Here is an 18,974-nt window from a genome sequence, read left to right as displayed (position 1 = left end):
CACGTTGCAATCACGAGGAGTAGCAGATTTTCTAGTGCTATACTTCGTGTATCTAACACATAAGGCCTAAGTCCCTTACATGTCGGCAGAAACACCATTATCAGTGAGAAATCTGCCGTATCAGCCGGGCACCATCGACGAAGTTGCGATGCGTGTCGTACAGTATGCGGAGACAAAGGGTCCTACCCATCTGGTGATTGCTGTGAATGGGCAAGTGTTTGTGGCTGCTCATCAGCAGCCACTCTTCGCCGACGTGATTCGTCGCGCAGAAGAAGTTGTCCTGGACGGCATCTCCGTTTTTCTTGCCACGCGCGCACTGCGCGATTCTCATGCGCATCGCGTTCAGGGCGTGGAGTTGGTGACACGTATCTGCAAATGCGCCGATGCTTATTCGCAACGCGTGATGCTGCTTGGTGGTCGCCCCGGCGCAGGTGAAAAGACGAAGGCGCTCCTCGCAAAAACATGCCCCAACCTTATCGTTGATGTTCACTGCCCGCCGTTTGGCTTTGAGCGTACAGAAGAAGGTTTGGAAACTGTGCGTGAGTCGATTCGCGATTTCGCACCGGACATCCTCTTCGTCGCTTTTGGTGCGCCCAAGCAGGAGCTTTTCATGGATCAGCACATTCGCCCCATGAACGTTCCTGTTGCGATGGCAGTGGGCGGTAGCTTTGAGATGATCAGCGGTATGGTCCGTCGGGCTCCAGCGTGGATGCAGGCGATCGGGATGGAATGGCTCTTCCGCGCCATTCTGGAGCCCCGCCGCTTGTTGTGGCGTTACGTTTATACGAACACGGTCTTTATCTGGCTGTTCCTGTGCGAACGATTCTCGCGCCCTACTAACGCATAAGTCGAACGTTCATCCTTTCGGAAAGGGATTGCCAAACGCCATGCCACTCTATCGCGCACGTGCCCCACTTCGTCTCGGCCTTGCCGGTGGTGGTACAGACGTTTCGCCTTATTGCGATCTCTTCGGCGGAGCCGTTCTCAACGCCACCATCAGCCTCTTTGCGCATACTACGCTTCAGACGAACGCGGACAACTGCATCCGTTTCATCGCGCAGGATCTTGGCATTGTGGAAGAGTTTCCTGTGGATGCTCCTATTCCGGAGAACAACAAGCTCTCGCTCCATCGTGGTGTTTACAACCGTATGATCGCCGACTATCGCAATGGCCAGCGCGAGCCGCTTACGCTCATCACGCATTGCGATGCGCCTGCGGGTAGCGGTCTTGGATCGTCATCCACGATGGTGGTTTCCATGCTGCGTGCATTTGATGAAGCATGGAGCCTCGCGCTCGGCGAATACGACCTTGCGCAGCTTGCGTTTGCGATTGAGCGTATCGATATTGGTCTGCATGGCGGTCGCCAGGATCAGTACGCCGCAGCCTTTGGTGGATTCAATTTCATGGAGTTTCATGACACAACACAGGTGTTGGTTAATCCACTGCGTGTGCGTCCGGATATCATCTCGGAACTCGAAGCATCGTTGATCCTCTTCTACACAGGCAAATCGCGTTCTTCCGCGGCCATCATTGAAGAGGAATCGAAGAATGTCCGCGACAAGAATGAAGATGCCATGGACGCGATGCATCGTACGAAGCAGGAAGCCTTCCATATGAAGGCCGCGCTGCTTCGGGGGGAAGTGCACGGCATGGGCGACATCATGAAAGAAGCGTGGCGGCAGAAGAAGCGTCTCGCATCCAGCATTTCCAATGCGACTATCGACGCGCTCTATGACACGGCGCTGCGTGAAGGCGCATACTGCGGCAAGGTATCCGGTGCGGGTGGTGGCGGTTTCATGATGTTCCTTGTCGATCCTGCGCGTCGCTTGCGAGTGGAGGCTGCACTGAACGCAACCGAAGCGGGCCGCACCATGGCATGCAGTTTCATGGTCGAAGGCGCCACAGCATGGCGTGCACGCTAAAAGAACGGAGCAACGCGTGATGGAAGCCATCATCCTCGCAGGTGGAAAGGGAACGCGCCTCGCTGGTGTCGTACCTAATCTCCCCAAGCCCATGGCTCCCATCGCTGGGCATCCGTTTCTTCGCTATGTTCTCCAATCGCTGCAGCAGCAGGGATTTAGTCGCGTCATCCTCTCGATCGGTCATCTGGCTTCAGAGATCCGCAATGGCTTCGCACATTGGGACGGTGCACTGGAGATTGTTTTCTGTGAAGAACACGAACCGCTCGGCACAGGCGGAGCAATCCGCGCTGCGATGCACATGGCGCACAGTGAGTCCGTTTTCGTCCTCAACGGCGATACCTTTGCTACTGTCGATTACGCCTCGATGCAGCGACAACATCTTGCCGCGGTAAGCACGCTCAGCCTTGCACTGATGCCGGTTCCTGACACCGCACGTTATGGCTCAGTCGAAGTGGAGCAAACACGCATACTGGGATTTTCAGAGAAGGGACGTACGGGCCCGGGATATATCAACGCGGGCGTCTATCTCATGCAGCGCAATTTACTGGAAACTCTTCAACTGCCGGAGCGTTTTTCTTTTGAAGAGCAGGTGCTGATGGAGCATCTTTCTGACCTGCATCCAACAGCATTTCTTGCGAGTGGGTACTTCATCGACATTGGTATACCAGAGGACTATGCACGTGCGCAGGAAGAGCTGCCGCGTCAAATTCCACTTGGCTGACCTGTAATACAGGTCTTTTGTTATTGCGGTTCCCATGTGTCACGTAAATCCCACATAATGGATGCCATGTCCGATGGCACACAGCGCCAGTCCATGGCGGATCGCGTCAAGCACGAGTTATTGAGTCGCATTATGGATGGTCGTATGGCGCCCGGTCAGCGCATCGTCGAACTCCACATTGCCGACGAGATGAAGACCAGCCAGGGGCCCGTGCGCGAAGCACTGCGCGAACTGGAAGCGATGGATCTCATCATCACCGAACCCTACAAGGGAACGCGCGTTCGCGAGATCACTCCGAAACAGGTGGAGGATGCCTATGATGTGCGCGCGGTATTGGAACGGCTTGCCGCGGTTGCTGCTGCAAAACATTTCAAAGGCAATGTCGCGGCACTGCGTAAGCAGGCGAACGCCGTGGAATCGGCCGCGCGGCACAAGGATCAAAGTTCATACGGTCACCACGACGTACAGTTCCACCGCATGATCGTGGCTGCAGCAAACAACCGTGCGTTGTTGCGAAGCTGGGAGGCGCTGGCGTATGAAGTTCGCATCGCCACACGTCTTGGCAAGGCGCAGGTTGATCTCCTGGACGCGCAGGCCATTCATTGGCAGGTGATCGACGCCTTGGAAAAAGGCAATGGTGCCGCCGCAGGCCGTATGCTTGCGGCAAACGTCGTCACAGCCTTCCATCCTCACGATTGATTCCGCTTCAAGGATTAGCGCAATGAAACTAGGTCTTCTCACAGCCGTCTTCGGGCAACTGAACTTCGATCAGCTTTTGGAAGAGTTGAAGAAGTATCCGCAAGTGCGGACTCTCGAATTTGGCACAGGCAACTTTACGACCGACAGCCATGTTGGCCTGGATGATCTGCTTGCCTCGCCGCAACGCGCAATGGATTTCCGGCGCCGCGTGGAAGACACCGGACGCATCATTAGCGCACTCTCTTGCCACGGCAATTCCATTCATCCAGATACTGCAGTAGCTGCGCGTGAAGATAAGGTATTTCGCAAAACGGTCCAGCTTGCGCAACTGCTGGAAGTCCCCGTGGTGAATACCTTCAGCGGCTGTCCGGGCGCAGGTCCCGATGACAAAATCCCGAACTGGATCACCACTCCCTGGCCGCCGGAATACTCTGATGCACTCGATTGGCAGTGGAACGAACGCGTGATTCCTTACTGGAAAGAAGCAGCCACTTTTGCGGCGGATCGCGGCATACGTGTTGCGCTCGAAGCGCATCCGGGGTTTGTTGTGTACAACCCTGAAACGGCGTTGCGTTTGCGTGAAGCTGCAGGGAAGAGCATCGGTGTGAACTTTGATCCGAGCCATTTCTGGTGGCAGGGCATCGATATCCCCACGGCGATTGCAGACCTAGGCGAGGCCATCTTCCACTTCCATGCGAAGGACGTCTTCATCTCCCCGAACAATCGCGCCAGAAATGGTGTGCTGGACACGAAGAGCTATCGCCACATGGCGCAGCGTTCGTGGCTTTTCCGTTCAGTCGGTTGGGGGCATAGCGAACTCGAATGGAAAGCTGTTGCGTCTGCTCTACGCCTCGCGGGCTATGACTACGTGCTTTCCATCGAGCATGAGGACGCACTCGTCAGCATCCACGAAGGTCTAAGCTCCGCGATCAATATGCTCAGCCGCGTGCTACTGACAGAACCGCAGGTAGAACCGTGGTGGACGTAGAAGCTGCGGCTGTGTGAACAAAAGAGGAGGGGATGCGAAGAACCCGCATCCCCTTTCTGCTTCTGTTGTGTTTCTTTAGACCGTGCCTTCTGCCACAGCAGTCCCTTCCACTACTAGGGGCGTAGTGCCCAGTGTGGAGTCTGCCTTGTCTTCGTTGTCTTTGAAGACGGCGGTGAATAGCACAAGAACCACCAGCGACAGGCCTGCCGCCACAATCCAGATCGCATGCCAGTTGTGCGCTGTGGTGCCGTCGGCCAGTGTGGTGGCGTACTTGTCCACCACAACGCCGCTGAGCCATGCACCCACCAGCATGCCCACACCGTAGGTGATCAGCGTGATCAGGCCCTGTGCGGCGCTGCGGTAGGCCAATGGAGCCTTTCGGTCGGTGTAGATCTGGCCCGTGACGAAGAAGAAGTCATAGCAGATGCCGTGCAGCAGAATGCCAAGCCACAGCATCCACACGCCCGAACCGGGGTTACCGTAAGCGAAGGCAGCGTAGCGGAGCACCCATGCCAGCATGCCGCTCACCAGCATCCACTTTACGCCCAGGCGGCGGAAGAACCATGGAATGAGCAGCATGCATCCCAGTTCGCTCATCTGGCCGCCGGTCATAATGCCGGCTGCGTTGTGCACCTGCAGCTGGTTCAGGAAGGGGTTGGTGAAAGCGTAATAAAACTGCAGCGGAATGCAGATGAGGAAGGACGCTATCGCGAAGATCAGGAAGCTTTTATCGCGGAACATGCGGCGCACTTCCACCGGGAACAGGTTGCCCACGGAGAAGGGTTCGGTGGCCTGCGGTGGTGTGGAGGGCAGCGTTAGCGCGTAGAAGGCCATCACTACGGAGGCAACCGCGGAGATGCGCAGAGGCAGGGCAGTGGCGTCGGCGTGGAAGTAGCTGATTAGCAGGCCAGCACAGATCCAGCCAATGGTGCCCAGAACGCGGATGGGTGCGAACTCCGTCTTGGGATTGTTGATGTGGCGGAATGCGACCGTATTCGCCAGCCCCAGCGTGGGCATGAAGAGAACCGCGTAGGTCAGGATGATGCCGTACAGCGGGCCGTAGTGTGTCTGATTCGACGCCAGATACAGCAGCACGGCGCCAATGAGGTGGAGCAGTGCCAGCATGTATTGCGCGGGCATCAGGTTATCCGCAACCCATCCTGCAAGAAACGGTGAGACGAGCGCCCCAATGGCAGTGCTGCCTACAATCCACCCGGTTTGCACACCGGTGAAGTGCAGCGTCTGGCTCACCCAGGTGCTGACAGTTACGTACCATCCGCCCCAGATGAAGAACTCCAGGAACATCATTGCTGCAAGTTTTACTTTGGTCATTCGACAGATGGTCCTTGAAATGTCTTGTGAAGGTGTATGTGTCAGCTTACTGTTAAGCCGCGTTTCTGCGCTAGAGTCTTACTTGACTCCGTTGGCCGGATTCCAGGAACCCTGCAGCTTGCGTACGTACAGAATCTGGCCGGTATGGTACGCGTTATGCGTTCCGACGTGTGCGAGTGTGCTGGCGGCCTTGGCCAGGTCCGCATCGGAGGCGTGCTCCGTCCACTCCTCGAATCCGGTCATCACCTTATCCAGCCGGGAAACCATGTCTGCCCAGCTCTTGGCATCGAATTTGTTAAACGTTTCATCGTTATTGCCGCTGAATTGGGCCGGTTTCTCGCCGCGAAGCTGCTGGAGAGACCGTTCATTCCAGAAGACAAGATGCGCGGTTAGCATCCCCACGGAGTGGTTATTTTCCGGGTCGACCTTGCCAGCCGCATTTTTAGGAATCCAGCTTGCCTGTTCTGGAGACATGCCCGCTACGGCCGTGTTCACCGGAGTGAACCACTCTGCTTTGTTATGCGACGAGCGCAACTGCTCCAACAGAATGGAGCGTAGGGTGGCGGGCGCGGCGGGTGACTGCGCAGGAAGTGCGGTCGCGACCAACAGCGATGCTGCGAAAACGACGGAACGAAGCATGGAGGGCAGTATACGCAGGGCGGAACAGACTTCGATAGGTGTGTTAGCTGGTGTTTCCAGCGGCGCGCCAAACCGTAACTTCCGGGCGTAAACTGCGTCTAACAGCATAGGGCTTCGTGCGCCCGGGAGCTTCCTCTATGAAACTGAAGAATCTGGTTCTCCTTACCACTCTTGCCGCCGTTCCGGTCGTGCCCGTGGTTGCGCAAACCTCCGGTCAGCAAACGCCCACTTCCACGCAGACACCTACGTCTTCTAACCCTAGCAATACGCCGCAATCGAAGGCGCCCACGAACGGCGGCCCCACCGGCGACGGCCCAGTGACGGCAACCAAAGACGATATGGACAAGGCGCGTGCGGAAGCCGCGAAGAATAATAATCAGCCCATTCCGGAGCCGGGCGACGAACTGAAGAAAGACATCAAGAAGGGTTCGGAAGAAGATGTCAGTGCCACAGGTACGCGCGACATCGGCGGCCGCGGACTGGGTAACTGGTTTTCGACCGACTGGGAAGTTCGCAATGGCAAGTCTTACGCCGTTGAGATTGAGCGTTCCTCGCACCTCATCACAGACCCCGTCATCGTTGAGTATGTGAACCGCGTTGGCCAGAACATCGTGAAGAACTCCGATGCGAAGGTGCCGTTCACCATCAAGGTCATCGACTCCGACGAGATTAACGCCATGGCTTTGCCTGGTGGCTTTTTCTACGTGAACAGTGGCCTCATCCTCGCCGCTGACAATGAGAGCGAACTTGCTGGTGTGATGGCGCATGAGATTGCGCATGTCTGCGCCCACCATGCCGCCCGCCAGATGACGCGTCTGGAGTACATGCAGCTTTCCACGGTGCCGCTGATCTTCATGGGTGGTTATACGGCGTACGGCATCTACGAAGCATCGCAGCTTGCCATTCCGCTTGGCTTTCTGAAGTTCTCGCGTAACTTCGAGGCGGAAGCTGACTATCTCGGTATTCAGTATGCCTATCGTTCCGGCTACGATCCGCAGGGTCTCATTACCATGTTTGAAAAGCTGGACGCGTTAGAGAAGCGCAAGCCGGGCGTTTTGGCGCGGGCATTCTCTGATCATCCGCAGACGCCGGATCGTATCGACCGTTCCGAGCAGGAGATCGCAACAATTCTCCCCGCGCGTCCTGATTATCTGGTCACATCGTCGGAGTTTGACGACATCAAGGCACGCCTGGCGCGCCTCCAGAACAAGCGCAAGGTCGACGGTGGCAAGGACGGCAACAAGCCCACGCTTCGCCGTACCTCCGCCAGTAACACCGACCCAGCCAGCACGCAGGACAGCGGCAACAGTAATGACAACCGTCCGGTGCTCAATCGCCGTGATTAAAACATCTTCAATCAAACGAAAAGGCCCGCAAATCGCGGGCCTTTTCGTGGTTTAGAGGGAGCCGCAGAATGGTACCCTTATAAAGGAAACGCAAAATCTAACCTATCGATTTTCGATCCGGACGAGACGCGCCGTACCCGGTAAGGACAAGACGACGCAGCGGAGCGTCTCTTTATGTCGAACCCCTGGGTTCTTATCTTTGTCGCGGGTCTTCTTGAAACCACGTGGGCCGTTGGCTTGAAATACACACACGGTTTCACCCGCTTGTTTCCTAGCATCTTTACCCTCATCGCTCTCGCGGGCAGCATGTATCTGTTGGCACGCGCCGCGCAGACGCTTCCCATCGGGACTGCTTACGCAGTGTGGGTGGGCATTGGTGCTGTGGGTGCAGCCATTCTGGGTATCGCACTCTTTGATGAACCGGCAACAGCGCCGCGTCTGCTCTTTCTGACGATGCTGATCGGTTCCATCCTCGGCCTGAAGTACACATCGCACTAAGGACGCCGTCTCCTGCGTTTCTTCCGATAGGGCTGGATCGCCGCACGGGTGCGGTCCTGTTCTCTGCTTTTGCGCTTGTTTGTGTGGGCGATGCTCGTTGCCGGTCTACAATCAACCCCGATGCGTATTCGATCCCTTCTTGCCACGCTTCTTTTCGCGGCCATCTCCTTGGCGCAGTCCACTTTCACGAATCCCGTGCTCGATCATGGCCCCGATCCGTGGGTGATTCGTTACAAGGGTTCGTATTTCTACATGAACACCACGGGCAAGGATCTGCAGATTCGCAAGACTGCGGATACGGCTGCTTTGGACAAGGCTGCGCCTGTCGTCGTGTGGACACCCGAGCCCGGCCACGAGTGGTCGAAGGAACTGTGGGCACCGGAGCTGCATCGTTGGGGAAACAAGTGGTACATCTACTTTGCCGCGGACGCGGGGAAGAATGAAGGACATCGCATTTACGTTGTCGAAAATCCATCAGACGATCCCACGCAGGGTACATGGACGCTGAAGGGGAAGGTTGCTGACAGCACAGACAAGTGGGCCATTGATGCATCTGTCTTCGAGCATCACGGTCAGCATTACATCATCTGGTCAGGTTGGCAGGGTGATCACGACGGCGAGCAGGATATCTTCATCGCTCACATGAGTAGCCCTTGGACTATCGACAGTCCACGTACGCTCATCGGTAAACCCACATACGAATGGGAATTGCACGGAGATCTGCCGGGGCGTCACGTTAGTGTCAATGAAGGTCCGGAGTTTCTGCCGCATGGCGATAAGGTCTTCGTCACATTCTCAGCCAATGGGTGCTGGACGGACTTCTATTCGCTCGGCGAGTTGGAAGCAAAGACGAACGCAAATCTGCTGGACGCAAAGAGCTGGACGAAGATCGATCATCCTTTCTTCACAACAGACGCATCGGCACATGCGTACAGCCCAGGCCACAACGGATTCTTCAATGCGCCTAACGGTCAGAATTGGATTGTTTATCACGCCAATCCAGAACCGGGACAAGGCTGCGGTAATCATCGTTCGCCTCGCATTCAGCCCTTTACGTGGAGTGCAGACGGCACGCCGAACTTCGGCAAGCCAGCGCCCATCAACGAGCCCATGACTTCACCGAGGTGATAATCGGATGCATGTCAGTCTCACACGTCTGCGTATTCGTTCCCTGCGATTCCTCCCGGGATTCATGGTGTATGCACTACGGTCGGAGTCGCAGGTGCGCAGCGCCGCAGGCTTTCGAAAGGGTTCGCTGTTGCCGGACCGCAAGCGGACTTTCTGGACGATGACGTTGTGGGATAGTCCAGGAAGCATGCGTGCTTACATGACTTCCGGAGCGCACAAGGCAGCCATGCCAAAGTTATTGCATTGGTGCGATCAGGCTAGCGTAACGCATTGGGAGACGGATGAAGACGCATTGCCGTCATGGGAGGATGCCGTCTCTCGTATGCGAAGCCAGGGACGTCCATCCAAGGTGCTTCATCCAGCACCAGGTCACGCTGACCTTACTTTCGATACGCCACGTCTGAGTCCGTTCAAACCCATCGCGCCACGCTAGGCGAAAATCTTTGTTCTTTCGAACCAGACTGGAATCCAAATCATCATGAGCGATCTTGTTCTTGTTACCGGTGGCACTGGCTTTGTCGGTATCCACTGCATCGTTGCATTGTTGCGTCAGGGCTACCAGGTTCGCACCACGGTGCGCTCGCTCGATCGTAGTCATGAGGTCTGCGATATGTTGATACGCGCCGGTCTGGGTGATAGCCGCGTTGAATTCAGCACGGCTGACCTGACATCAGACGCTGGATGGCCTGAGGCTGTTGCAGGTTGTCGTTATGTGTTGCACGTCGCGTCGCCGTTCTTCTTCGGCAAAGATGAGAAGACGATGGATCTGACCACGCCCGCGCGCGAAGGCACACTGCGTGTACTTCGAGCAGCGCGCGATGCAGGCGTGGAGCGTGTCGTTCTTACCAGTTCTTTTGCAGCCATCGGCTACGGGCATGCGGATCGTGCCACGCCGTTTACAGAAGAAGACTGGACGAACGTAGATGGTGATGACGTCAGTCCATACATTCGAAGCAAAGCCATCGCCGAACGCGCCGCATGGGACTTCCTTGCGCGCGAAGGCGGCAATCTTCAACTTGCATCGGTTAATCCAGTCGGCATTTTTGGTCCCGCATTAGGCCCGAAACTTTCCGCATCTGTGCAGATTCTGCAACGCATGTTGAGAGGCGAATTTCCCGGTGTCCCTCGGATTGCGTTTGGTGCCGTGGATGTTCGTGACGTTGCTGACCTTGAACTGCTTGCGATGACGCGACCTGAGGCGAATGGGCAGCGTTTTCTTGCCATCAGCGGCAACGCCGTCCCGTTTATTGAATACGCAAACATCCTGCGCAAACACCTTGGAGAGCGTGGTGCCAAGCTGCCGAAACGAGAGGTGGCGGATTGGATGATTCGACTCTTTGCTCTCATCAAGCCCGACGCAAAAGACCTGATTCCGCAGCTTGGCAAACGCCGACAGGCAACGTCAGCAAGAGCACAGCAACTCCTTGGCTGGCAACCGCGTTCCATTGAAGAAGCTCTCAACTCCAGCGCAGACAGCCTCTTCGACCTCGGCCTCGTCTGACGAGTTGCGATAGGCTGGATGCGATATGCGAATGCTCGTAAGTCTGATCGCAATGCTCGCGCTCGCGCTTCCTATGGCGGCGCAACAGAAACTTGCTTTCGATGTCGCTTCCGTTCGCGAGAATAAGTCCGTTGAGGGACCGGGTGGTGAAGCCCCGCAGACAAATGTCCCGCTCGGACCTGGAAATGTTTATTCACCCACCGGTGGCCAGCTCAACATCCGCGACATGGGATTTTTGTTGCTTGTCTCTTTCGCGTATCGCATGAGCATCCCTCAACAAGATGCGTTCCGCGACATGGCTCCCAAATGGGTAACTGAAGCGCGGTTCGACATCCAGGCGCGCACTGACAAGACCGATGTCACCAAGGATGAACTTCGCCTCATGATGCGTTCGCTGCTCGCGGACCGATTCGGCCTTGTTGTCCATAATGAAATGCGCACGGCGCCAGTGTATTCAATGCAACTGGTAAAGCCCGACGCCCTTGGGCCACACTTCCGCAAACATACCGGGGCTTGTTCCAAAGACTTTGAGGGCAAGACTACCGTTGACGCCGACGCAGACGGTTATCCCGAAGTATGTGGCGGGCTGCTGCTTCTCTCCGGCAGCGCCAGCACTCATTTCCGCATCGGCGCGCGCGACATGCCGATCAATGTTTTCGCTACTTCATTAACGGGTTGGGGCGACCTTGGCCGCCCGGTTATCAACGACACCGGCGTTACCGGCAACATTGATTTCGTTCTTGACTTCGTACCGCCCTACGCACAGGCAGCCGCTGGAGCAGACGCGGATGGACAGGGCTTTCAGGAAGCGCTGCGCAAACAACTTGGCTTGAAGTTGGAATCACTGAAACAGCCCGTGGAGATAATCGTGCTCGATCATCTCGACCATCTTTCAGAGAACTAACCCCGGCAAAGTATCATGCTGCCGTGCTCATACGGACAGCATTTCTCGCAGCAGGATTCATCGCGGCCACACTGCCCGCGCTCTCGCAAACCACGCTCAAAGCCATTTCAACCGACGCATCGCTGGTTACCGGTGGCGATGTTCTTGTGGAATTGCACACACTTGCAGCGAAGCCAGCCGTTACGCTCAATGGCACAGACGTGAGCCGTGCCTTCCACTTTGAAGGGCAGGGTAATTACCTTGCACTCATCACCGGCCTGCGCAACGGCGCGAACACACTGCGTAGCGGAACCACATCGCTCACGCTGACGAACTATCCCATCGAAGGCCCAGTTTTCTCGGGCCCGCGCATGGCACCGTTCATCTGCCAGACCAACGATTTCAAACTTCCTGATGGGACGACGTTGGGGAAACCGCTGGATGAAAACTGCTCCGCGCGCACGGTTGTTCAGTACGTCTATCTGCCGAAGAACTCGCTGCAATTCAAGTCGCTGAAGGACTTCACCAAAGTCCCGCGTGATGTTGCGATTACCACCACAGCATCCGGCAACACGGTTAACTTCATCGTCCGGGTGGAGACAGGAACGATGGATCGCGGCATTTACCAGAACGCCGTTCTTCACGATCCCACCAGCGAACCGCAACCTACGCCCTTTGCTCCGCCGCGCGGATGGAATCATCATCTTGTCGCATTGCAGGGCTCAGGATGCCCGGCCGGATGGTACGTCCAAGGTTCAGCGCTCGGTGTCTCCACGCTGGATCGCGAACGGCTCGCACAGGGCGACGCGCTCTTCTCCAACACGCTGAATCACACCAGCAACTCCTGCAACGCCATCCTTGCCGGTGAAGCCACGGCTATGGGCAAGGAACACTTCATCGAAACATTCGGAGTGCCGGATTGGACGATATCCATCGGCGGCTCTGGTGGTGCATACACGTCCTTGCAAATCGCCGACGCCTTCCCTGGGTTGATCGATGGCGTGATGATTCGCGCAACGTTTCCTGACGCACTCGCCATTGCGCTTGCTGGGCTCGATGCGCATCTGCTCATGCACTACTTCCAGTCCACTGCGCCGCTCGCACTCACGGGTGTGCAGCAGGCGGCCATAGGCGGCTATCCCTCCGTTGACGCGATGATGGACGCGGCGAATCAGGCGCAACGCACTGACCCGGTTCCGCACCGCGACGACATCAAGGGCTATTTCTCTGCCATGTGGAAGGACGCAGTCCCACGGCCACTTCGCTACGACCCGGATAAGAATCCCACGGGAGCACGCCCCACCATCTTTGATTGGGCACGCAATGCCTACGGCGTCGATCCTCAGACTGGTTTCGCTCTTCGTCCTTTCGACAACACTGGTGTGCAATACGGTTTCAGCGCGCTGAATCGCGGCGTCATCACTCCTACTCAGTTCCTTGATCTCAATGAAAAGGTCGGCGGAGTCGACAACGATTCGAACTACGTCTCATCGCGGACCCAGGGCAATCTCGACGCGATCCGTCGCACCTATCAGTCGGGCCTGATGCTCAGTGGGGGGGTGGCCTTGCTTCTATCCCTATCGTGGACGACGGCACATCGAAAGAGACTGGCGGTTACCACTACGGCTGGTTTCACTTCGCTCTACGAGACCGTGTCCGTCAGGCCAACGGCAGTTCCGCGAACATGGTTTTTTGGCGCAACATCGTCACCGACGCAGCATCGGAGGACCTGCTCAATCACTGGATCACGGCATACAAAGGCGACGCGCGCCCCGGTACACAGCGCGACAAAGTCCTCCGCAACAAACCCTCTACTGGCGTCGACGGCTGCTTCACGGAGGGCCGTTTCACCCGCGACGAGCTCGTCTTTCAGGACGCTACCAGCCCCTGCCAGCGTGACTATCCTGTTTATTCCAACGCGCGCCACGAGGCCGGTGGACCGCTTGCCGGAAACGTCCTGAAATGTACGCTCAAGCCCGTTGATCTCACTGATTACAAAGCGCCATTCAGCGCAGACGACCTCGCTCGACTCAAAACCATCTTCCCCAATGGTGTCTGTGACTGGTCAAAACCCGGCATCAACCAGGTGCCGCTCATCCCGTGGCCGTCGTTCGGGCCATCTCCCAGGAACCTCGTCTACCAGCCGCCTGCCATCGAAAATCCAGCAAAAACGCTAAAATAGAGGGCAGGGAATAACAAAATTATGATGACCAACACCAGCCCGCTCTACACCGACGAGCACGCCGCCGCCGGTACCAAAGAGCCCATGCCCGCCATCGAGACGTGGCAGAACCAGTTCCGCTCCTACGAGATCCTCATCGACGACCCGGAGTTCACCAGCGTGTGCCCCCGCACCGGTCTGCCGGACTTCGGCCACATCATCATCCGCTACATGCCAAAGGACAAATGTCTGGAGCTGAAGAGTCTGAAGGAATATCTCTTCTGCTATCGCAACCTAGGCATCTTCCAGGAAAACATCTGCAACCGCATTCTTGACGATATGGTCGCGGCGTGCGAACCCATCTGGGCTGAAGTAAAGGGTGACTTCCGTCCTCGCGGTGGTATCAGCACTGTGGTCACGGCGACGTATCCGCGTCCGCATCACCAGACCACACCGTCAAAGTAGGCCATCGGGCAGTCGAAGCAACATGGCACGCATCACAACGTGTCATGAAAAAGCTAACCCTCTCCCTTGTCTTTCTTGCTGGTATCGCCACCATGATGGTGAATGCCGATGCTCAATATCATCACCGTCACGGATGCCGTGAGTGGCGCTATCACCACCATCATCGCTACTGCGCGCGCTAATGCGAGCGAGTGAAAAGAAAAATGGGCCCGCTTGTGCGGGCCCATTTCTTCTTGAACTCTTGTTGTGTGTATGGCAGGTAAGCCTTCACCTGCCGTTGCGAGTCCACACATTGGCGCAGAATGCCAGCCGTGTTCGAAATCCCAGACTCTCATAGAGAGTCTTTGCGGCAGTGTTTGCTTCAGTCACGGTGAGCGTAATTGCTTGCGTACCCTTTTGTGCCAGTTGTGTCGCCACATGCCTTAGTAGCATTTTGCCCATTCCATAGCCGCGTCGCCTTGGCGACACACAAAGCTGTGTAATGTGCGCCACGCCAACGTCCACTTTGGATACCAGCGCGATTGCCTCAAGCTGACTGCTACGCTCATCCCGAACTACAAAGCTGTTCTCTGCATCGAACACACCGCAGCCGGGAAAGCGAACGATGTTGTGGAGAAACCGCAGTGAGCCCTGCACCGTGCGGTACTGATCATTGATGTTGGAGTCTCCGTGGGCCTCGTACGCGCGATGGATCAGGTCGCCAGCAGGTTGATAGTACGGCGCTGTCCATCGCACCAGCTTCAGGTGTTGCGGCAGTTTCGGCAGTACTTCATCTTCCCGTCGAACGAGACTTCCTTCCGGGATCAGCTCTCGCAGGTCGGGCAGTTCGGCTTCCATAAACAACCGTGCATGTGCACGGAACTCATGTTCCTGAAATGGCTCCTGCAGTTCGCTGCTTTCCAACAATAGTTGCGATTCAACCCTGTCCACACCAGGCGTATGTTGCAACATGGGCAGCAAGTGATGGAGCAAAGTAACCTCCAAATCGCGAGCATCTTCACCGATGGCAAACACGTCGCCCACTACGGCCTTCTGCGTTTCATATACAGAGAAGCAATAGCCGTGTACCGCGCCGGTCGTGCGTTCTACCGCTACAAAACCCGGCAGAATGCGCGAATCCAGATAGCCCAGCAGTAGAGCGATGGACTCGGAATAATCCCACCGCAACCGTTCGTGCCACAGTCTTCCTTCTTCCGCCAGCAATTCGCGGAGGTCGCGGCCCGTGTACAGCCGCAAATCACGTATGTCGTATCGTTCCAGCACGTCTTCTCATCGCTGAGAGTAGACGGTTTTGTCTTTGTTTTGCGGGGTTTATCTGATTGGGGAACCTCTTTGGTTCCTATTGCAGGGCATCCACGCGATATACGGCCAGCCCCTGCCACACATTCACAAACATCAGCTTGTAATGTCGCCAGGGAAGCAGTTTCTGCAACGAAGCAGTATCGTCCGATCGGATCACCAGGATGTGCTCCTCATTCGGAATCCCTGTGATCACGCTCTGCTTCTCTGTCGCAGATTCTTCCTGCAGATAATGCCGCAACGGCTGATTCCGATAAAAGCACAAGCCGTAATCTGTATCGCGTCGGATATGGTGAGTCACCAGCAGTCTCACATCTGGCGCCATCTGCTGAATCTGCCGTGCCATGGGCCGTGCAGAATAGTTCTCGTCCAGCAGCCATCCATTGCGTTGTAGCAGGAAGAACAGCAGGCACAAGAGCGGTACGAGCGTTAACGGTCTCAGCCACTGCAGACCAAAGCGACGCGTCAGCAGCACAATAGCGACACCGGCCACCAGCGCAATCGAACCCGCCGACAGCAACGTCCGTGTTGCCGGAATCATGCGCTGATACACCATGTACTGCGGGCAAAGCAGCAGCACGAACGTGAGAAGGCCACACATCACACCGTGCGAAACCAGCAGCCAGCGCGGCAATCCTGTGCGGCGCACACGATACAGATAGTCGCCGGTCAGAATCGTGATCGGAGGAATCGCAGGCAGGATGTACCCCGGCAACTTTGATCCGGAGAACGAAAAGAACAGCACAGGAAAGATGGCCCACAACACGAGAAACTCGGGAAATGCATCGCCTGCACGGGTGTGTCCCAGGTAGCGTGCAGGCTTATGCCGTACGCGCCATTCTGACCACGCAATGTCAACGGAATCCCACAGTGCTCGCAGTGCCACGATCGTCCACGGCATCAGTGCCAGGACCAGCACAATCAGGTAATAAAACGGGTTCTGGTGATGCTGATAACGGTCCGACGCGAATCGCTGGAGGTTTTGCTCAAAGAGGAAGAACTTATAGAACGTAGGATTGCGTAACTGCACCGCGATGAACCATGGCAACACGATGGCCAGGAACAGACAAATGCCCGGCATCCAGATCATCCGACGCAGCACCTGCCATTCGCGTCTTAATCCAACAAACAGCAGGATGATGCTGACTGAGAGAAAGATCGCCACCGGACCCTTTGCCAGAGTGGCAATGGCGCCAAAGAAGTACAGATCAAACAGCCAGAATTTTTTCCCGGTTTCATACCATGCGTACCAACCCAGCATGCCGATACAGAACGGTGCTGCAAGCTGCATGTCGGTACTTGCACCGCGCGCAAAGGCAACAATTGCTACGGCAGATGCTGTGATCAGTGCGGCATCGAGGTGTCCGCCAGGGCGGAATCTTCGCATATGCAGGAAGATGAGGAACACCAGCGCAAACGCGCCTGTTGCGCTCGACAAACGCGCCGACCAATCGCTCTTACCGAATTCCTTGTAGAAGCTCATGGTGCGCCAGTAATACAGCGCAGGCTTCTCCAGCCACGGATGTCCGTACAGAATGGGCGTAATCGTTCCGCCCTCGGCGCACGCGAAACTCGCTTTGATATCGGGCCAACGCAGCGACCGCGGAATCACTTTCGCGTTTAATGTGTGGCAAACGGCGGAATGTTCTTCCAACATCTCCACGGCAATCTGCGCGTACCGCGGCTCATCCGCGCCTACCAGGCCGATGGCTGGCTGTGAGATGACAGCTGGTCCTATGCGAAATGGCACAAGTCCAAAGAACAACAGCAGCGCTGTCACAACGCATAGCACCACCAATTCGCGCAGCGTGCATGCAGCTTCCGTCTGCATCCATGCGCGCCAACCGAGTGGCTGCGTGGAAACATCATCCGGCGGAGTTGCCGATTCGTTCTGTATGGGTGCGTTCACCGTTTGGGATGCCGAATCTGAGGCTAACAGACAGTCCCGGCTGATGTGGCACGTTCGATCTCTTCATACATGGCAGCCAGGACACGCGCCACGGAAGCGTCGAACGATCCCTCCAGCGTGCAACCCGCGGCGTTCCTGTGGCCGCCACCGCCAAGTCGACTGGCTACAGCAGAAACATCCACGCTTGATTTCGATCGCAACGAGGTTCTGAACCCCGTAATTTCACCGTTTGTTTCCCGAAGAAATACGGCGGCTTCCACGCCCGCGATGGAGATCAGATAGTTCACGGTGCCCTCGGAATCCTCATCGGTTGCCTGGAACTCTGCCAGGTCATCCTGCGTGATCCACGACCAGGCCACACCCTGCTCGATCCGTATCCGTGACAGCGCGCGACCCAGTAACTGAATACGACACGCCGGAACGCTGTACAGCACATCTCGGGCCACGCTGTCTGCTTTCGCGCCCAGATCGATGAGCGCATGGGCCAGCGTAAAGGTATCCGCGGAAGTTCCGGGATATGTGAACGACCCCGTATCTGTCATCAGTGCTGTGTAAAGGCAGGTGGCAATCGCCGGGGTCACATCCACACCCAGTGCTATTGCCACTTCAAACACCATTGCTGCTACTGCCGACGCTTCCGGATCAATCCAGTTCAACGTACCGAAGTCGACGCCTGTCAGGTGATGATCGATGTTGAGGAGACGCATGTCATCCAGGCCGGTCAGACCAGTACGCAATGTCCCATCGCATTCCAAAATGATGGCAACGTCGTAGGCGGATGCGTCCACCTCACGCGACTGCCGAATCCGCGCAATGCCCGGTAGCGTCCGATACACCTGCGGGACTGGATCGGCCAGGACCATGTCTACGTCCTTGCCCATGCGATGCAGGATGCTTCCCATGGCTAGGGTCGATCCCACCGCGTCGCCATCCGGGCGAGCATGTGAGGTCACCAGGAAACGGCGATGCTGCCGAATCTCCTCTGCAATCTGCTGTAGAGGAGTCTCCGCCGGTCCAGGCTGCGGATCAAAGTCCTGCGACATATCATTGGAATAGCGCAACGGTGACGCCATCAGGATGGATTTGCCTCCGTGGCTCCGGCCCGTCGCCGTCCTTCACGTTTCTTCATCCGTGTCAGCAGGGTATCCATCCGGGCATTAATTTTCTCGGATCGATCAATCTGAAACGACAGGTGCGGTATATGCCGTGTCCCCATGCGGTCCAGCAACTCAGCGCGGATGTATCCATTGGCAGCGCGCAGGCCATCCAGCGCGCGCTGTTCATCCCCGTCGTCGCCGTTCACCGCCACATACACATGGCCGCTCTTACCGCCTGGTTCCAGCGTTACCTCTGTCACCGTCACCGACCCGATCCGCGGATCGGAAAGCTCGCCGTCAATGATGACGCCAATCTCTTCCCGTAGCGTCTCCTGGACGCGGTTCCGATGATGTTCTCTTGCGCGATGTTCCGGCATGGCAACCTT

General features: G+C 56.6%; 19 protein-coding genes, 1 pseudogene and 1 riboswitch. Of the genes and pseudogenes, 14 read left to right on the top strand and 6 right to left on the bottom strand.

The features are described 5' to 3' along the window. Window positions 1-103 precede the first annotated feature (103 nt). From M504_RS16590 to M504_RS16570, 5 genes are all read left to right on the top strand, one after another. A complete protein-coding gene (locus M504_RS16590; RefSeq protein ID WP_052200951.1) occupies window positions 104-847 on the top strand; it encodes a WecB/TagA/CpsF family glycosyltransferase in 744 nt (247 codons plus the stop codon). Between the two features lie 40 nt (window positions 848-887). Beyond that, entirely contained in the window at window positions 888-1,922 is a 1,035-nt protein-coding gene (locus tag M504_RS16585; RefSeq protein WP_047495966.1) for a dehydrogenase, read from the top strand. 19 nt (window positions 1,923-1,941) lie between these two features. Continuing rightward, on the top strand, window positions 1,942-2,643 hold the full coding sequence (locus M504_RS16580) for a nucleotidyltransferase family protein (protein WP_052200948.1): 702 nt from the start codon (window positions 1,942-1,944) through the stop codon (window positions 2,641-2,643). Window positions 2,644-2,709: 66 nt separating this feature from the next. Then, complete coding sequence (locus M504_RS16575) at window positions 2,710-3,342, top strand: GntR family transcriptional regulator (protein ID WP_047496764.1); 633 nt, start codon at window positions 2,710-2,712, stop codon at window positions 3,340-3,342. 22 nt (window positions 3,343-3,364) lie between these two features. Next, window positions 3,365-4,330 carry a sugar phosphate isomerase/epimerase gene (locus M504_RS16570; RefSeq protein ID WP_047495960.1) on the top strand — a complete coding sequence of 322 codons (966 nt, stop codon included), beginning with the start codon at window positions 3,365-3,367 and terminating at the stop codon, window positions 4,328-4,330. A gap of 75 nt (window positions 4,331-4,405) precedes the next feature. On the opposite strand, the gene M504_RS16565 is transcribed toward M504_RS16570, so the two are convergent. Beyond that, a complete protein-coding gene (locus M504_RS16565; RefSeq protein WP_047495957.1) occupies window positions 4,406-5,662 on the bottom strand; it encodes a nucleoside permease in 1,257 nt (418 codons plus the stop codon). A gap of 78 nt (window positions 5,663-5,740) precedes the next feature. Continuing rightward, the gene (locus M504_RS16560) at window positions 5,741-6,301 is read right to left on the bottom strand and encodes a DinB family protein (RefSeq protein ID WP_047495954.1); all 561 of its coding nucleotides are present in this window, start codon (window positions 6,299-6,301) and stop codon (window positions 5,741-5,743) included. Between the two features lie 137 nt (window positions 6,302-6,438). Between M504_RS16560 and M504_RS16555 the strand changes: the two genes are divergently transcribed. From M504_RS16555 to queF, 9 genes and pseudogenes are all read left to right on the top strand, one after another. After that, window positions 6,439-7,647, top strand: coding sequence for a M48 family metallopeptidase (locus M504_RS16555; protein ID WP_047495951.1), 1,209 nt, complete (start codon window positions 6,439-6,441; stop codon window positions 7,645-7,647). A gap of 99 nt (window positions 7,648-7,746) precedes the next feature. Further along, a riboswitch (guanidine-III (ykkC-III) riboswitch) is annotated at window positions 7,747-7,808 on the top strand. Window positions 7,809-7,821: 13 nt separating this feature from the next. After that, window positions 7,822-8,145 (top strand): quaternary ammonium compound efflux SMR transporter SugE, encoded by a 324-nt coding sequence (gene sugE / locus M504_RS16550; RefSeq protein WP_047495948.1) that lies wholly within the window; start codon window positions 7,822-7,824, stop codon window positions 8,143-8,145. Window positions 8,146-8,265: 120 nt separating this feature from the next. Then, window positions 8,266-9,273: a family 43 glycosylhydrolase gene (locus M504_RS16545; RefSeq protein ID WP_047495943.1), complete on the top strand. Its 1,008-nt coding sequence runs from the start codon at window positions 8,266-8,268 to the stop codon at window positions 9,271-9,273. A 7-nt stretch (window positions 9,274-9,280) separates the two neighbouring features. Further along, entirely contained in the window at window positions 9,281-9,706 is a 426-nt protein-coding gene (locus M504_RS16540; protein WP_047495940.1) for a DUF3291 domain-containing protein, read from the top strand. Between the two features lie 45 nt (window positions 9,707-9,751). Next, window positions 9,752-10,774, top strand: coding sequence for an aldehyde reductase (locus M504_RS16535; RefSeq protein ID WP_047495937.1), 1,023 nt, complete (start codon window positions 9,752-9,754; stop codon window positions 10,772-10,774). A gap of 31 nt (window positions 10,775-10,805) precedes the next feature. Further along, window positions 10,806-11,678, top strand: a complete 873-nt coding sequence (locus M504_RS16530) for a TIGR03435 family protein (RefSeq protein WP_047495932.1) — start codon at window positions 10,806-10,808, stop codon at window positions 11,676-11,678. A 23-nt stretch (window positions 11,679-11,701) separates the two neighbouring features. Then, window positions 11,702-13,204 (top strand): annotated as a pseudogene (locus M504_RS16525) (DUF6351 family protein); the annotation flags it as partial. A 35-nt stretch (window positions 13,205-13,239) separates the two neighbouring features. Continuing rightward, window positions 13,240-13,839 (top strand): DUF6351 family protein, encoded by a 600-nt coding sequence (locus M504_RS22790; protein WP_369792919.1) that lies wholly within the window; start codon window positions 13,240-13,242, stop codon window positions 13,837-13,839. 21 nt (window positions 13,840-13,860) lie between these two features. After that, window positions 13,861-14,283, top strand: coding sequence for a preQ(1) synthase (queF, locus tag M504_RS16520; protein ID WP_232296331.1), 423 nt, complete (start codon window positions 13,861-13,863; stop codon window positions 14,281-14,283). Between the two features lie 267 nt (window positions 14,284-14,550). Here queF and M504_RS16515 read toward each other — a convergent pair whose 3' ends face one another. The 4 genes from M504_RS16515 to rbfA form a co-directional block, all read right to left on the bottom strand. Further along, complete coding sequence (locus M504_RS16515) at window positions 14,551-15,546, bottom strand: N-acetyltransferase (RefSeq protein WP_052200943.1); 996 nt, start codon at window positions 15,544-15,546, stop codon at window positions 14,551-14,553. 76 nt (window positions 15,547-15,622) lie between these two features. After that, entirely contained in the window at window positions 15,623-17,491 is a 1,869-nt protein-coding gene (locus M504_RS16510; protein ID WP_156993934.1) for a glycosyltransferase family 39 protein, read from the bottom strand. 23 nt (window positions 17,492-17,514) lie between these two features. Beyond that, window positions 17,515-18,564 (bottom strand): bifunctional oligoribonuclease/PAP phosphatase NrnA, encoded by a 1,050-nt coding sequence (locus tag M504_RS16505; RefSeq protein ID WP_052200942.1) that lies wholly within the window; start codon window positions 18,562-18,564, stop codon window positions 17,515-17,517. Continuing rightward, window positions 18,564-18,965, bottom strand: a complete 402-nt coding sequence (gene rbfA, locus M504_RS16500; protein ID WP_047495929.1) for a 30S ribosome-binding factor RbfA — start codon at window positions 18,963-18,965, stop codon at window positions 18,564-18,566. Before rbfA ends, M504_RS16505 begins: the two co-directional genes overlap by 1 nt. Window positions 18,966-18,974 lie beyond the last annotated feature (9 nt).

The sequence above is a fragment of the Terriglobus sp. TAA 43 genome (assembly GCF_000800015.1).
Lineage (GTDB): Bacteria > Acidobacteriota > Terriglobia > Terriglobales > Acidobacteriaceae > Terriglobus.
The sequence above is the reverse complement of the archived record's forward strand: the minus strand, read 5'-3'. Positions and strand labels throughout refer to the sequence as shown.

Coding starts and splice junctions, on each gene's coding strand:
- M504_RS16585 (WP_047495966.1), top strand. CDS start 888: ATGCCACTCTATCGCGCACGTGCCCCACTTCGTCTCGGCCTTGCCGGT.
- M504_RS16580 (WP_052200948.1), top strand. CDS start 1,942: ATGGAAGCCATCATCCTCGCAGGTGGAAAGGGAACGCGCCTCGCTGGT.
- M504_RS16575 (WP_047496764.1), top strand. CDS start 2,710: ATGTCCGATGGCACACAGCGCCAGTCCATGGCGGATCGCGTCAAGCAC.
- M504_RS16570 (WP_047495960.1), top strand. CDS start 3,365: ATGAAACTAGGTCTTCTCACAGCCGTCTTCGGGCAACTGAACTTCGAT.
- M504_RS16565 (WP_047495957.1), bottom strand. CDS start 5,662: ATGACCAAAGTAAAACTTGCAGCAATGATGTTCCTGGAGTTCTTCATC.
- M504_RS16560 (WP_047495954.1), bottom strand. CDS start 6,301: ATGCTTCGTTCCGTCGTTTTCGCAGCATCGCTGTTGGTCGCGACCGCA.
- M504_RS16555 (WP_047495951.1), top strand. CDS start 6,439: ATGAAACTGAAGAATCTGGTTCTCCTTACCACTCTTGCCGCCGTTCCG.
- sugE (WP_047495948.1), top strand. CDS start 7,822: ATGTCGAACCCCTGGGTTCTTATCTTTGTCGCGGGTCTTCTTGAAACC.
- M504_RS16545 (WP_047495943.1), top strand. CDS start 8,266: ATGCGTATTCGATCCCTTCTTGCCACGCTTCTTTTCGCGGCCATCTCC.
- M504_RS16540 (WP_047495940.1), top strand. CDS start 9,281: ATGCATGTCAGTCTCACACGTCTGCGTATTCGTTCCCTGCGATTCCTC.
- M504_RS16535 (WP_047495937.1), top strand. CDS start 9,752: ATGAGCGATCTTGTTCTTGTTACCGGTGGCACTGGCTTTGTCGGTATC.
- M504_RS16530 (WP_047495932.1), top strand. CDS start 10,806: ATGCTCGTAAGTCTGATCGCAATGCTCGCGCTCGCGCTTCCTATGGCG.
- queF (WP_232296331.1), top strand. CDS start 13,861: ATGATGACCAACACCAGCCCGCTCTACACCGACGAGCACGCCGCCGCC.
- M504_RS16505 (WP_052200942.1), bottom strand. CDS start 18,564: ATGGCGTCACCGTTGCGCTATTCCAATGATATGTCGCAGGACTTTGAT.
- rbfA (WP_047495929.1), bottom strand. CDS start 18,965: ATGCCGGAACATCGCGCAAGAGAACATCATCGGAACCGCGTCCAGGAG.